Raw genomic sequence first — 15,103 nt, forward strand, 5'->3', positions numbered from 1 at the left:
CGAGACGATCGCCCGCGGCAGCCACGATCAGTCGAGTGCGCTGCAGGGGGTCAACTCGACCGTCAATCAGATGGACCAGATGACACAGCACAATGCGGCGATGGTCGAGGAGACGACGGCCGCGAGCCGCGAACTCGCCTCCCAGGCTGACGGCCTGTTGGCGCTGGTCCAGCACTTTCAAATCGGAGGCGAAGATGAAGCGGCGTTGGCCCACAGTCGGGCGGCGTGATTTGCCGCAGTTGACATCGATTGACGCGGCGTCCCGTTCTTTCAAGGCCTCTTCTACGGCCGGTCCCGCGCATGTCGGGCTGGGATGGTGGCGGTGAACCCAGCCGCCACCACGGTCTTCAACTTTCCACCATGAAACGGGAGATGAATGGCAGGCTTGCAGCACCGACGGCCTTCGGCGTGTTCAATATGCCGCTCGGCATCACGGTCACTTCGGGAACCAGCTTTTGCAGCGAGACGCAGATGTTCCGATAGACGACATTCGGCACGAATGAAGAAACGATCACCGCTTCGAGCTCGACAAATTGCGCGAGCGACTTGACGATGCCCTGCATCTTTTCCGCCAGTTTGCCTTCCCATTCGAGAACCAGACTGTTCTCCGGCCATGGTGCGAGCGGCTGCCACAGGTGATCCGTTGGCGCGCCCACGGCGGTCAATACGGATTCCAAAGATGCCACGCCGACATCGAAACTGACCACCGAATTGCCGTGGTGGATCTGGTGGTTCAAGACCAGGCGGCTGTGGAGGTTCGCGCCGATATAAAAGTAGAGATAATCGGAAAACGGCTTGGCGACACCGAACATGCTTTCGCCGCTGGCCGCAGCCGTAATGTCGTTCTGCACGAACACCGAGTAGCCGGTAAGCTCCTCGACTTCCTTCTGGAGCGAGTCGAAGTAGGCCTTTTCCTCACGCCCCTCCGAAGCGCTCGACGGAAGCGCAAGGCCAATGCCGGCTAGACGCTTTTGAGCATTCTTGGGGACGATGTTCACCGCCTGACGAATGGTCTCGATGAACATTGTCTGGTTGCTGTCGCGTTCGGGCTGCGGATTAGGCAATTGCATATGATAGCGAACGGCGCCGGCAAAATCGATCAGAACGACGTCGGTACGCTTCAGGCCGACACTGATGCCGATCGAAAAGGCCCCTTCCGGATTGAGGGCAACCGGAACGGTCGGAGGCCCGACCCGTCCCTTCTGGGCTTCCCCCTTCGCAACCAGTCCTTCCTGCTCCAGCGACCTGACCAGCACCGAAATAGTCTGGGCTGAAAGGCCCGTCCGTTCGCCGATCTCCAATCGGGTGATCTCGCTGTTCTGAAGCAACAGCGACAGCAGCAGGCGCTCATTGTAACTGCGCACGCTGACCGCATTCAGGCCGGTTGCCCGATCGGCAATACGCAAGGGATTGGGTGGTGCAAAACGCATATCAGGCATCAATGCAATCCTCTTGGAGTAAGGCATAAAGATGTACTGGCATCCATTCGTAACGTCGCTGCGGCAATATCATCATCTCCAACCGATCGCCTCGACTTCCCTGGCGAGCGCCGTTCCCAAGGCTTCATGCGCTTCCCGATTGATGTGAAAGCCATCGCGCGGATCGCAAGCCGCGACGGTGGCGGCGTCAAAAAAATGTACTTCGAGCGAATCGGCAATGATTTCGAATTCGAGGGCGAGACGCCGGGATTTCTCCTGGGCGCCGAAAAATATGGGTTCCCATTCCTTGATATCGTCCAGCATCGGCGGTGGAGCAACCACCATGATTTCGGGGGGCTTGCCGGCCGGACCGGGCGCCAGCTCCCGGATATCGTAGACCAGGCAGCCAATCCCCATCGCCACTTCGGAGGGAGGCTGGTGGAAACGGGCTTTCAGGTCGTTCGTCCCGAGCATGATGATGACGAGATCGAGGATTGCGTGGCTCATGAGGCATGGCCGGAGGTAGGTTCGGCCATTCTTCATCGGGCCTTCGATCGGATCGTCTCGAACCGTCGTACGGCCGCTCAAGCCCTCCTCGACCACATACCACTTGCTTCCAAGCTCCCGTCTCAAAACGCCTGGCCAGCGCTCGTCCGGCCCATATCGATCGAGCGGCGAGCCGCCCGGAATCTGGCCATGCGTATTCGAGTCGCCGTAACATAAGACTGACCGCATTTCCTCCCCACCTTTATGGCAAATCATAAAGACGCATGAACATTCAACGGCGATTATGGCCTTTGTCGATCCATGGTGCAAGTTTATTGATATTCATTCAGTCTGAATAATTATTGACAGCCGTTTATCCGTGTGGCATTTCTATGAATGGGAGAGCAAGATTTTCCAGGAACTGAACATAGCCAGCCCAGTCATCCAATGGCTTTGGCCCGCGATTAAAGCCGCTTCAGCGGCCTGGATAAATGTGTCTCCGTGGCAATGGAGATCCGACGTCGAGAGGACGACGGTGTTTGAGCAAGGGAGGAAATCTCGTGAACGGCTATGTGAAATCTATCCTCGGGGCTACGCTTTTGATGGCGTCGACCGCGGGCCCGCTATGGGCGGATGAAGTCAAGTTTATGGACGGCATCACGCCGAAGGCTGGCGACAATCCGCAGACGGAAGCCGGGAAGTACAAGAAGGACTGCGGCTGGGTTATCGGCATGAGCGATTTTGGCGTCAACGCCAACACTTGGACCGTTCAGGTTGCTCACGAATCGGAAGCGGCGGCCGCAGCCAACAAGTGCATCAAGAAGTTCATCCTGCTCGACGCCGGCTTTGACCAGAAGAAGCAGGTTGCCGACATCGAAGACCTGATCGCCCAGAAGGTCGACGCGATCATCGTGCAGCCGGTCACCTCCACCTCCGCAAACGCCTCCATGAAGAAGGCGATTGCCGCCGGCATCCCGGTCATCGTTCATACCGGTCGCGTCGAAACAGAAGACTACACGACCGAGATCCAGGGCGGCGCCGAGCACTTCGGCAAGGTCATGGGCGACTGGCTCGTCAAGACCGTCGGCGATAACGGCAAGATCTGGGTTCTGCGCGGTCTCGCCGGTCATCCGGAAGACACCAACCGCTATAATGGCCTTCTGGAATCCCTCAAGGGCACGAACGTGAAGATCGTCGCCGAAGAGCACGGTGACTGGCAGTACGACAAGGGCAAGAGCGTTTGCGAAACGCTTTACCTGAACAGCCCCGATGTCGATGGCATCTGGTCGTCGGGTGCCGACATGACGCGCGCCTGCGTCGACGTCTTCAAGCAGTTCGGCGCCAAGATCCCGCCGATCTCCGGAGAAGGCAACAACGGCTTCTTCGGCCAGTGGATCCATGACGGCTTCCAGTCGATCTCGGCTGAATATTCGCCGGCCCAGGGCGCCGAAGGCGTGCATGCCGCTGTCGCACTGCTGGAGGGCAAGCAGCTCTACAAGCACTACGACTACAATCCTCCGGGCTGGGACCTGGAGAAGGTCAAGAAGTATTACCGCGACGATCTCTCGGCGAACGTCTGGTGGCCTTCCCAGCTCTCCGAGGACGACCTGAAGAAGTATTATACCAAGAACTAAAATAGCCTCCCAAGGCGCATCCGCCGGTTTCATTCCGGAACCGGCGGATGGTGACCGAGCGGAGCTGCATGGATTGGGAGGAACGAATGGCCAACCTTATAGAAATGTCGAACATTTCAAAGTCGTTTGGCGGAAGTCTGGCACTGGATAGAGTGTCGCTGGAGCTCTTGCCGGGTTCCGTCCATGCCCTGATGGGCGAGAATGGCGCTGGCAAATCGACGCTCATGAAGATCCTCGCGGGCGTTCACCAGCCTGATAGCGGCGAGATCTTCAAGAACGGACACAAGATCGCCTTCCTCAATCCGAAAGAGGCGCTCGACTTCGGCATATCGACGGTCTTCCAGGAGATGACGCTTCTGGCGAACCTGACGATCGCCGAAAACATGTTTCTCGGGCGCGAGCCCGTAACGCGCTTCGGCACCGTCGACTACAAACGGATGAATGCCGAAACCGGAAAGGCGCTGAAAGAGCTGTCGCTCGATCTTGATCCGCGGACGCTGGTTTCGAACCTCACGATTGCCGAACGGCAATTCGTCGAAATCGCCCATGGCATCAAAGCCGATGCCTCGATCTTCATTCTCGACGAGCCGACCGCCGCACTCAACGCCGCTGACGTCGAGATCCTCAACAAGCATATCCGCCGACTGCGCGATGCGGGCAAGGCCCTCGTCTACATCTCGCACCGCATGGATGAAATTTTCCAGATATGCGACACGGTCACGGTTCTGAAAGACGGCAAGCTGATCGGCACGCGCCCGCTTTCGGAAATGACGCCGACATCGCTGATCGCAATGATGGTCGGCCGGGAATTGAAGGACCTTTTCCCGGCAAGGAACGCCTCGGCAGCCTGCGAACCGATGCTCGACATCAAGCACTTCAAGATCGGCGCTTCGTCAAAGCCGTTCTCACTGCATGTTTGCAAGGGTGAGATCGTCGCACTTGCCGGGCTCGAAGGACAGGGTCAGCAAAAACTCCTCCGCTCGCTGGTCGGCAAATTCCAGCCGTTTTCCGGCACGATCACACTGAACGGAAAATCGCTGGCCTTGCCCGTGCCGAACGAGAACGGTGTGCGCAAGCTGCAGCAGATGGGCGTGGGCTTCATTCCTGAGGACCGCAAGGAGGAAGGCTTGTTCCTCAACCTCCCGATCGCGCACAATATCGAGATCGCGCTCCATTCGGCACGAGCAGGATTTTCCCCCGCGAAGAACTATCGCAAGCTCGTTGCCGACACGATCAAGCGGCTCAACGTTCGCACGATCAATGCGTCCGCGCCCGTCGGCGCGCTCTCCGGCGGCAATCAGCAGAAGGTCCTGCTTGGCCGCTATATCGCCGCCAATCTCGACATCCTCCTGATCGAGGAGCCGACGCGCGGTGTCGATATCGGCGCCAAGTCTGAAATCTACAAGCTGCTTCGCGACTTCACGCAGAACGGTGGGGCCGTGCTGGTCCTGTCGAGAGAAACTGTCGAGCTCATCGGCCTTTGCGATCGCATCTATGTCGTCCATGGCGACACGGTCGTTGCCGACATGCCCGCCGCCAAGGCGACCGAGCACGACATCCTCGACGCCGCCTTGAGCGCGTGAACGCCAACAGAGAACCAATCCGATGACCAAGACCCTCACAAGACTATTCAAGGGAAATCAGAGCCGCCAAGGTCTCTGGATCGTTCCCCTGCTGATCACGATCGTTCTCAGCATCGCTCTGATCATTCAGACGGACCAGTTCCTGAACCGGGAAAATCTGTTCAACCTGGTCGCGCAGGCAATGCCGCTCGTCATCACCGCGGTCGGTCAGCTGTTCGTCATCCTCGTCGGCGGCCTCGACCTGTCCGTCGGCTCGCTGATCAGCTTCACGACGGCCATCCTCGCGCTGGACGCTCCGGGCTACATCACGATCCCGGCAGTCTTCCTGCTGGCGGCCCTGCTCGGCCTGACCAACGGCATCGTGATCACTCGTCTCAACGTCCATCCGATCATCGCGACACTGGCGATGCAGTACATCGTCCTCGGCGCTGCGCGCATCTTGCGTCCGGTCTCCGGCGGGACCATTCCGGATGTCGTCATCAGCTCGGTCTCGGGGTCGTTCCTCGGCATCCCCATGCCGATATTCTGGGGCATTTGTGTCGCCCTGGTCGCCTGGAAACTGCTCTACGGCTCGCGGTTCGGCCTGCATCTCTTCGCGATCGGCGGCGGTATTGCCAGCGGCGTCGAAGACGCGACGCGCAACTTCGGTGTTGCCGACAAGCGCAACGTCATCCTCGCCTATGTTGCCTGCTCGTGCTTCGCAGCCCTTGCTGGCGTGTTCCTGGCCGGCCGCATCGTTTCCGGCGATCCAAATGTCGGGCTTCTCTTCGAACTCGACGCGATCACCGCCGTCGCCATTGGCGGCACGCAACTCTCCGGCGGCGTCGGCAGCCTGCAGGGAACGATTATCGGAGCCCTGGTACTGGCGCTCCTCTCCAACGGCATGAACCTGGTCAACGTTTCGCCGTTCATTCAGACGGCGATCAAGGGCGGCATCCTGCTCCTTGTCGTCGGTTTCCAGACACGCAAGAAGATGGGGCTCTAAGATGTCAGCCTTCGCAAAAAATCCCGCAATTCAGCGAATGCTTAAGATTGCGCCCGCCTATTATGTCTTTGCATTGCTGCTGATCGTCCTGTGGGTCTCGCGCCCGCAGATGCTGAACGCAAATGTCATGGGCATCTTCATTCGCCAGGTCGCCCCGCTCGGCGTCCTCGTTCTCGGGCAGTTGCTCGTCATGCGGGTCAAAAGTATCGACCTCGCCGGCGGCGGCGTCATCCTGCTCGTCAACTACTTCATCTCGTCCGGCCAGTTTCCCGGAATGTCGGCGACCGGTTTCGTGCTGCTCGCGCTCTTCACGGGCACCGCGATCGGGCTGTTCAACGGTTTCATGGTGGGCAAGCGCCGCGTCTCGGCTGTTATCGTGACGCTTGCGGTCAGCATCATCCTCGTTGGTGCCGTGCAGTTCCTGTCGAGCGGCAAGCCGCCGGGTAACGTGCCGAGCTACTTCAACGATATCTATAACGTCAAACTCGGCCCGCTGCCCCTCCCGGTCCTGTTCTGGGTGGTGCTGACCACGCTGCTGTCCCTGCTTCTGTCGAGAACGGTGTTCGGCCGTTACGTGACCTCGGTCGGCGCAAACGCGGAAGCAGCGCATTTCTCAGGCGTACCCGTCGAACGCACCGTCGTCGTGGCGCATACGCTGGCAGGCCTGATCGCCGGCATCGCGGCTCTCGTTCAAACGGCTTCGATCGCAGTCGGAAGCGTTCGCGTCGGCCTGGATCTGCCGATCCTTTCTGTTGCCGCAACCATTCTCGGCGGCGTGGTCTTCGGCCGCGGCGAAGGCGGCGTCTGGGGACCGTTCTTTGGTGTCCTTTCGTTCGCGCTCCTCTTTGTCGTGATGACGTCGTTCGGCGTCAGCGACTCCGGGAAGCTCATCGCGCAAGGCCTCATCATTCTCCTTGCGGCCATTTTCTACGGCCTCAAGGCGCGTACCAACTAGTCGTCATCGGAGGAGTAATGACATGGCAGAAAGCCGCTCGATATTGTGTTTTGGGGACTCACTGACATGGGGATGGATTCCGGTACCCGAGTCGTCGCCGACACTCAGATACCCCTTTGAACAACGCTGGACCGGCGCAATGGCCGCAGCACTCGGTGACGGCTATACGATCATCGAGGAAGGCTTAAGCGCCCGCACCACGAGCGTCGAGGATCCGAACGATCCCAGGCTGAACGGCAGCGCCTATCTGCCGATGGCGCTCGCCAGCCACCTGCCGCTCGATCTCGTCATCATCCTGCTCGGCACCAACGACACCAAGTCGTATTTCCGCCGCACGCCTTACGAGATCGCCAACGGCATGGGCAAGCTTGCGGGACAGGTTCTGACTTCGGCCGGCGGCATCGGCACGCCCTATCCTGCCCCGAAGCTTCTGATCGTCTCGCCGCCGCCGCTCGCTCCCATGCCTGACCCATGGTTCGAAGGCATGTTCGGCGGTGGCTACGAAAAGTCCGTCGAACTTTCAAAGCAGTACAAGGCGCTCGCCAACTTCCTGAAGGTCGACTTTCTCGACGCCGGCGAGTTCGTCAAGACCGATGGCTGCGATGGCATCCATTTCTCGGCTGACACGAATATCACGCTCGGCCAGGCAATCGCAGAAAAGGTCAAGGCGATTTTCTCTCAAGAGGCGAAGAAAGCTGTGGCCTAGCAGCGTTCCGTCGCCGGCCGCCAGGCGCCATCCTCCCAGGCGGCTGGCGGTCCTTTTCCGCAAACAAGATTTGAGGCTCCCATGACCGGCTATGTTCTGGCGATCGACCAGGGGACGACGTCCTCCCGAGCCATCGTTTACGGCCCCGATGCCCAGCCGATCGCGATCGATCAAAAAGAGATATCACAGTCGTTTCCGAAGTCGGGTTGGGTCGAGCACGACGCCACCGAAATCTGGGATTCTGTTGTTGAGACCTCCCGTACCGCTCTCGCGCGAGCCGGCATCGAGGCGCGCGACGTTGCGGCGATCGGCATCACCAATCAGCGCGAAACCTGCCTCATCTGGGAGCGGTCGACGGGCAAGCCGATCCATCCGGCGATCGTCTGGCAGGATCGCCGCACCTTCGGCGCATGCGAGGTCCTTCGCGCAGACGGGTTTGGCCCGCTGATACAGGAAAAGACCGGCCTTCTGCTCGATCCCTATTTCTCCGCCACCAAGATCGCCTGGATCCTCGACAATGTCGACGGCGCGCGGCGTGCGGCCGAGAATGGCCAGCTGCTGTGCGGCACGATCGACACTTATCTCACCTGGATGCTCACCGGCGGCGCCGTGCACGCGACGGACGCCACCAACGCGTCGCGCACCTCGCTGTTCGATATTCGTCAGAATCGCTGGGACGACGAATTGCTGGGCGCCTTCAGAGTCCCGCGGGCTCTCTTGCCCGAGGTCAAGGATTGTGCCGACGATTTCGGCCAGACGGTTGCCGCCCATTTCGGCGCTCAAATTCCAATCCGGGCGCTCGCGGGCGACCAGCAGGCGGCTCTGCTTGGTCAGGCCTGCCTGAAGCCCGGAATGCTCAAATCGACCTATGGCACGGGCTGCTTCGTGGTCCTGAACACCGGCGATCAGATCGTCAGATCGTCCAATCGTCTGCTGTCGACCATTGGCTATCGCCTCAATGGCAAAACGACTTATGCACTTGAGGGTTCGATCTTCATGGCGGGTGCCGCGGTTCAATGGCTGCGCGACTCCCTGAAGCTCATCAAGGCGGCCGACGAGACGGGCCGTCTCGCGCATCTGGCCGACGAACAGGAAGACGTTTACCTGGTGCCGGCATTCACCGGGCTCGGCGCGCCGCACTGGAATTCGCAAGCCCGTGGCGCGATTTTCGGCCTAACGAGAGGCACGGGGATCGCCGAGCTTTCGCGGGCGACGCTGGAATCCGTCTGCTACCAGACGCGCGATCTCCTCGAGGCGATGGCCTCCGATTACCCGATGGACGTCAGGGGTGCGACCCTGCGCGTCGATGGCGGCCTGTCGGGCAGCGATTGGGCCATGCAGGCGCTGGCCGATTGCCTCGGAAGCGTCATCGAGCGGTCGCAAAGCCAGGAAGCGACAGCTTACGGAGTTGCGGCACTCGCCGGCGCGCAAGCGGGCGTCTGGCCCGATCTTCAGACCTTTGCCGCGAACTGGAAGGCAAAGCGCAGCTTCACCCCCAACCTCAACACTGACGAGCGGGCGCGACGCTATCGGAAATGGCGCGCCGCCGTTGCAAGCACGCTTTCCTATGCGGCAACGGCGTGACGTTACGGGAGACCGACATGGCAGATAAGATCCACGACCTGTTCGTAATCGGCGGCGGCATCAACGGTTGCGGGATCGCGCGCGACGCGGTCGGTCGCGGCTATTCGGTCGCGTTGGCGGAGATGAACGACTTTGCATCCGGCACATCATCGGGTGCCACCAAGCTCATCCATGGGGGCCTGCGTTATCTCGAACATTACGAGTTCCGGCTGGTGCGTGAATCGCTGATGGAGCGCGAAGTGCTCTGGGCGATGGCGCCGCACATCATCTGGCCGATGCGCTTCGTGCTGCCCTACCAGAAAGGCGGCATCCGCCCCGCGTGGCTGATCCGGCTCGGGCTCTTCCTTTACGACCATCTCGGCGGCCGCAAGCTGCTGCCGCCGACGGCGGTACTCGACATGCGCCGCGACGAGGCGGCCAAACCGCTGAAGGCGCTCTTCTCCAAGGCGTTTGAATATTCCGACGGCTGGGTCGACGATGCCCGCCTCGTGGTGCTCAATGCCCGCGACGCCAGCGACAAGGGCGCGCTGATCATGCCGCGCACCAAGGTTGTCTCGGCGCGGCGCGAGAACGGGCTCTGGACGATCGAGACGGTGGATACGGTCTCCGGGATCGCGGCGGTTCACCGCGCACGCATGCTCGTCAATGCGGCCGGTCCCTGGGTCGACCATGTGATCCGCGGCGCCTTCGGCAAGAATGAGGCGCGCAACGTCCGTCTCGTCCAAGGCAGCCATATCGTGGTCAAGAAGAAGTTCGAGGGGCCGCGGGCCTATTTCTTCCAGAACCCCGACAATCGCATCATCTTTGCCATTCCCTATGAGGACGAGTTCACGCTGATCGGCACCACCGATCGCGACTTCAGCGGCGATCCGAAGGACGTCAGGATCTCGCAGGAGGAGACGGAATACCTCTGCAAGGCGGCGAGCGAATATTTCAAGGAGCCGGTCAGGCAGGACGATATCGTCTGGACCTATGCAGGGATCCGCCCGCTTTTCGACGACGGCGCCACCAAGGCGCAGGAGGCAACCCGCGACTATGTGCTGAAGCTTGACGGCTTCGTCGGCAGCGAGGTCAACAGGGCTCCGCTCCTCAACGTCTTCGGCGGCAAGCTCACCACCTACCGGCGTCTGGCAGAGCACGCGTTGGAGAAGATCGGTGAGGCGATCGGCACCAAGGGGGCTCCCTGGACGGCCAAGAGCCATCTGCCGGGCGGCGACTTTCCGGTTCAAGGCTACGAGGCGGAGGTCACCAAGCTTCACAAGGCCTATCCATTCCTCGCCGCTTCGCATGCGCGCCGGCTTGTCCGCCGCTATGGCACAAGAGCATCCGTCCTTCTCGGCACTGCCGGGAAAATCGAGGATCTCGGCCGGTTGTTCGGGTCCGATCTCTACGAAGCCGAAGTGCTCTACCTGATGGCGCACGAATGGGCGCGCACGACGAATGACATTCTCTGGAGACGCTCGAAGAAGGGACTGCATCTCAGCCACAGCGAAGTGGCCCTTCTCGACCAATTCATTTCTGAGATCATCCAGCGGCAGGTTGCCGCGCAGTGAGATTTTTCGGCGGGCCGTAGCGCATCGATCATGCCGGCCGGCCGCCTGACATTTGAGGAGTTTTGATGTCGGACAAGATTTATCCGGTCACCAAACCGGTGGAGAGCCATGCGCTGATCAATAAGGCCGAGTACCAGGAATGGTACGAGGAGAGTGTCGCTAGCCCCGAGCAGTTCTGGGGCAAACACGGCAAGCGCATCGACTGGTTCAAGCCTTACACCCGCGTAAAGGACACCTCTTTTACCGGGGATGTCTCGATCAAATGGTTCGAGGACGGTGAGACCAATGTCTCCTACAACTGCATCGACCGGCACCTCGCAACAAACGGTGATCAGGTCGCCATCATATGGGAAGGTGACGATCCATCGCTCGACAGGAAGGTCACCTACCGCGAGCTTTACGAGCACGTCTGTCGTATGGCGAACGTCTTGAAGAAGCACGGGGTCAAGAAGGGCGATCGTGTCACTATCTACATGCCGATGGTGCCGGAAGCGGCCTATGCGATGCTCGCCTGCGCCCGCATCGGCGCAATCCATTCCGTGGTGTTTGGCGGCTTCAGTCCCGAGGCGCTGGGTGGCCGCATCGTCGATTGTGAATCGACCTTCGTCATCACCTGCGATGAGGGCCTGCGCGGCGGCAAGCCGGTTCCGTTGAAAGCCAATGTCGACAAGGCGATCGACATCGCCGCGCGCGGTCATGTCATGGTCAAGAACGTGCTCGTCATCCGCCGCACCGGCAGCCCGCTCAGTTGGGCGCCGGGCCGCGACCTCTGGCATCACGAGGAAGCAGCCACTGTTTCGGCCGACTGCCCGCCCGAGCCAATGAACGCCGAGGATCCACTGTTCATCCTCTATACTTCAGGCTCGACCGGCAAACCGAAGGGCGTTCTCCACACCACCGGCGGCTATCTCGTCTACGCCTCGATGACCCACGAATATGTCTTCGATTACCAGCACGGCGATATCTACTGGTGCACTGCCGACGTCGGCTGGGTCACGGGACACTCCTATATCGTCTACGGACCGCTCGCCAACTGCGCAACGACGCTGATGTTCGAGGGGATCCCGACATTCCCCGATGCCGGCCGGTTCTGGGATGTGATCGATAAGCACAAGGTCAACATCTTCTATACCGCCCCGACCGCAATCCGTTCGCTGATGGGCGCCGGCGATGATTTCGTCAAACGATCCAGCCGATCCAGCCTGTGGTTGCTTGGCTCGGTCGGCGAGCCGATCAACCCCGAAGCCTGGGAATGGTACTATCACACGGTCGGCGACGGGCGCTGCCCTGTTGTCGATACCTGGTGGCAGACGGAAACCGGCGGCATCATGATCACGCCGCTGCCGGGTGCGACCGACCTGAAGCCAGGCTCGGCCACTCGGCCCTTCTTCGGCATCAGGCCGGAGCTCGTCGATGCCGAAGGCAAGCTCATCGAAGGGGCCGCCGACGGCAATCTCTGCATCGCCGACAGCTGGCCAGGTCAGGCGCGTTCCGTCTATGGCGATCACAAGCGCTTCATCCAGACCTACTTCTCCACCTACGAGGGCAAGTATTTCACCGGCGACGGCTGTCGCCGTGATGCCGACGGCTATTATTGGATCACAGGTCGCGTCGACGACGTCCTCAATGTCTCCGGCCACCGGCTGGGGACGGCGGAAGTCGAGTCCGCCCTGGTTTCGCATCACCTCGTGTCCGAAGCCGCTGTCGTCGGCTATCCACACAACATCAAGGGCCAGGGCATCTATTGCTATGTCACGCTGATGGCGGGCAGCGAAGGGTCCGAGGAGTTGCGCCAGCAGCTGGTCAAGCATGTCCGCGCGGAAATCGGCCCGATCGCGTCGCCTGATAAGATCCAGTTCGCGCCGGGCCTGCCGAAGACCCGCTCGGGAAAGATCATGCGCCGCATTCTGCGCAAGATCGCCGAGGACGATTTCGGGTCGCTCGGCGACACCTCGACGCTTGCCGATCCCGCTGTCGTCGACGATCTGATCGTCAACCGCCAGAACAGGGCCGAGGCGGCCTAGACCGAAGGAAAGGACTATCCCATGAGACTGATCCTGATGGGCCCGCCCGGGTCCGGCAAGGGGACCCAAGCCAAGCGCATCTGCGAAAAGCTCGGCATCCCGCATCTATCGACCGGCGATATCCTCCGGGCCGAGGTCAAGGCGGGAACGCCCCTCGGTTTGGCGGTCGCGGCCACCATGGCAGCCGGCGGGCTCGTTTCCGACGATACCGTCTCGGCGATCGTCGCCAACCGGATTGCCAGTCCGGAAGCTCAGCGCGGATTCGTACTCGACGGGTTTCCGCGCACGATTTCGCAGGCGGCGTCGTTGGATCAATCGCTCGGGGAGCATTCCCTGACTGCTGTCATCGAGCTCGTCGTCCCGGAGGAAGAACTTTACGACCGCATCTGCCGAAGGGCGGCAGAGTCTGCCGGCGCACAACGCGCCGATGACAATGCGGCGACATTGGAACTGCGCCTCAAGGCGTATCGGGCCGAGACCCTTTCGGTGAGCGAGTTCTACAAGGGTCGGTCGCCCTACTTTCAGGTCGACGGCCTCGCCGTTCCCGAGGAAGTGACCGCCCGGATTCTGGAGATCCTGGAGTCGGCCGCGGCCGAATATTCCTGAGACATTACTAATTCGAGATCAATTTTACCGGATATTCATTCACTCAGAATAATTATTATGGGACCTCGTTATCTTGGGTGGAGAATCATGAGCATTCATTTTGACTTCCTGCTGTTGCGCGGACCGATCCGGACTAAAATCTTTTGTCTGCTGACGCCGATACTGATCGGCATCGCAGGCTTGAGCCTCGTCAACTATCTCTCAGGCAACATGCTGAATACCCAGCTCGCGAGCAGTTCGAGCGGGATGGTCACGCTGTCTGCGATCAAACAAGCCCAGGACGGGATGAACTCCTTCCTGCTCGAGGCGACCGAGGCCAAGCGCGATGCGCTGAAGGCGCTGCTCGCAGACCAGAGCGCTAAGATATCGACGAGCCTGTCCTTCGCTCAAGAGCAGGATGAACGGCAGAGCCTGGTTGCCGCCGGGACGATTGCCGAAGAGGTCTCCAGGACGATCGACGGCCTCTGGGACATGCACAGCGACGAGAGGAAACTGCGGGAAGGGATTTCCAGCGATCTCGCAACCCTGTCGGATGTGCAGTCCAAACTGCAGACCTATCTGAACATTCCCGCCGATCAGGCGGCAGCACAAGCGGCGACCGCCGAAACGCTGAACAAGATCAATTCCATGAACTACGAACTTCGGATCGCCGCTTCCGACTTTCTGGGTGGAATGAACGACGATACCCTCAAGAAGGTGAAGGGCCGTCTCAAGGGCCTGGGCTTCTATCTGGGCAAGGTCAAGGAACAGCATGCCGCCAACGGTCCTATCCAGGAACTGGCCAGCAAAGCCATCGACGTGATCGGCGGGACCTCGGAGAGGTTCGACCAGCTCCTCGTCAAGGTCGGAGAACGTGACGCCGCCTTCAAGGCTGCGAGCGCCAGCATGAATGACGCCTGGAACAAGATCCTTCTATTCGCCGACATCCAGCGCGGCCATGCCTCCGCGGCCCAAGACCAGGCGCAAACCATATCCTTAGTGACGACCGTGATCGCCCTGCTCTTCGGCTGCGTCGCCGGCTATCTGCTGCTCAGAACCATCAAGTCTCCGATCGAAGCGCTCACGGCCTCCATGAAGGCGGTTGCATCAGGCAAGCTCGATGAAAAGATCGGCAGCGTCGAAACGCGCGACGAGATCGGCGAGATGGCAAGGGCGCTTGATGTCTTTCGCCACAACGCGCTCGAAAAGATCCGCGTGGAAAATGAGGCGGAACAGTCGAGGTCACTCGCGCGCCAACAGCGCCAGGAAGACGACCTCCGCAAGACCCGCGATGCGGCTGCCATCAGTAACGCTGTCGAGGCGGTTGCATCCGGCCTGCACAAGCTGGCGAGCGGCGATCTGACCGTGACCATCGGCCGTCCCCTCGATGGTGAGCTCGATCAGCTTCGGCAGGACTTCAATGCCTCGATGCTGCACCTGCAGGCGACGATGCGCCAGATCCGCGACAATGTCGAAATGATCCAGGGCAACGGCAACCAGATGGCCGAGGCGGCCGAGGATCTTGCCAAACGGACTGAGCAGCAGGCTGCTTCGCTCGAAGAAACGGCAGCCGCCGTCGACGAGATCACC

12 protein-coding genes and 1 pseudogene are annotated in these 15,103 nt (G+C 60.5%); 11 read left to right on the forward strand and 2 right to left on the reverse strand.

Annotated features, from left to right (window positions below):
- Positions 1-229, forward strand: a pseudogene (locus PL597_RS25320) (methyl-accepting chemotaxis protein); the annotation flags it as partial.
- 118 nt (positions 230-347) lie between these two features.
- Here PL597_RS25320 and PL597_RS25325 read toward each other — a convergent pair.
- Both PL597_RS25325 and PL597_RS25330 read right to left on the reverse strand, forming a co-directional pair.
- The gene (locus tag PL597_RS25325) at positions 348-1,439 is read right to left on the reverse strand and encodes an ROK family transcriptional regulator (protein WP_234888140.1); all 1,092 of its coding nucleotides are present in this window, start codon (positions 1,437-1,439) and stop codon (positions 348-350) included.
- Between the two features lie 72 nt (positions 1,440-1,511).
- On the reverse strand, positions 1,512-2,153 hold the full coding sequence (locus PL597_RS25330) for an SGNH/GDSL hydrolase family protein (RefSeq protein WP_077768143.1): 642 nt from the start codon (positions 2,151-2,153) through the stop codon (positions 1,512-1,514).
- 353 nt (positions 2,154-2,506) lie between these two features.
- On the opposite strand from PL597_RS25330, the gene PL597_RS25335 reads away from it, so the two are divergent.
- The 10 genes from PL597_RS25335 to PL597_RS25380 form a co-directional block, all read left to right on the forward strand.
- The gene (locus PL597_RS25335) at positions 2,507-3,538 is read left to right on the forward strand and encodes an ABC transporter substrate-binding protein (RefSeq protein ID WP_161991478.1); all 1,032 of its coding nucleotides are present in this window, start codon (positions 2,507-2,509) and stop codon (positions 3,536-3,538) included.
- Positions 3,539-3,624: 86 nt separating this feature from the next.
- Complete coding sequence (locus PL597_RS25340; RefSeq protein ID WP_077768141.1) at positions 3,625-5,121, forward strand: sugar ABC transporter ATP-binding protein; 1,497 nt, start codon at positions 3,625-3,627, stop codon at positions 5,119-5,121.
- 22 nt (positions 5,122-5,143) lie between these two features.
- Positions 5,144-6,106, forward strand: a complete 963-nt coding sequence (locus PL597_RS25345) for an ABC transporter permease (RefSeq protein ID WP_012475959.1) — start codon at positions 5,144-5,146, stop codon at positions 6,104-6,106.
- A gap of 1 nt (position 6,107) precedes the next feature.
- Entirely contained in the window at positions 6,108-7,061 is a 954-nt protein-coding gene (locus PL597_RS25350) for an ABC transporter permease (protein ID WP_012475960.1), read from the forward strand.
- A gap of 22 nt (positions 7,062-7,083) precedes the next feature.
- Positions 7,084-7,767, forward strand: a complete 684-nt coding sequence (locus PL597_RS25355; protein WP_012475961.1) for an SGNH/GDSL hydrolase family protein — start codon at positions 7,084-7,086, stop codon at positions 7,765-7,767.
- 81 nt (positions 7,768-7,848) lie between these two features.
- Positions 7,849-9,351 carry a glycerol kinase GlpK gene (gene glpK / locus PL597_RS25360; RefSeq protein ID WP_012475962.1) on the forward strand — a complete coding sequence of 501 codons (1,503 nt, stop codon included), beginning with the start codon at positions 7,849-7,851 and terminating at the stop codon, positions 9,349-9,351.
- A 17-nt stretch (positions 9,352-9,368) separates the two neighbouring features.
- The gene (gene glpD, locus PL597_RS25365; protein WP_077768140.1) at positions 9,369-10,904 is read left to right on the forward strand and encodes a glycerol-3-phosphate dehydrogenase; all 1,536 of its coding nucleotides are present in this window, start codon (positions 9,369-9,371) and stop codon (positions 10,902-10,904) included.
- 65 nt (positions 10,905-10,969) lie between these two features.
- On the forward strand, positions 10,970-12,928 hold the full coding sequence (gene acs, locus PL597_RS25370; protein ID WP_077768139.1) for an acetate--CoA ligase: 1,959 nt from the start codon (positions 10,970-10,972) through the stop codon (positions 12,926-12,928).
- 21 nt (positions 12,929-12,949) lie between these two features.
- Complete coding sequence (locus PL597_RS25375) at positions 12,950-13,534, forward strand: adenylate kinase (RefSeq protein WP_012475965.1); 585 nt, start codon at positions 12,950-12,952, stop codon at positions 13,532-13,534.
- An 87-nt stretch (positions 13,535-13,621) separates the two neighbouring features.
- Positions 13,622-15,103 (forward strand): HAMP domain-containing protein (locus tag PL597_RS25380; protein ID WP_269835423.1); only part of this gene is annotated, 1,482 nt, incomplete at its 3' end.

It is taken from the genome of Agrobacterium sp. ST15.13.013 (assembly GCF_027956525.1).
In the GTDB taxonomy this organism is placed as follows: Bacteria; Pseudomonadota; Alphaproteobacteria; order Rhizobiales; family Rhizobiaceae; genus Agrobacterium; species Agrobacterium salinitolerans.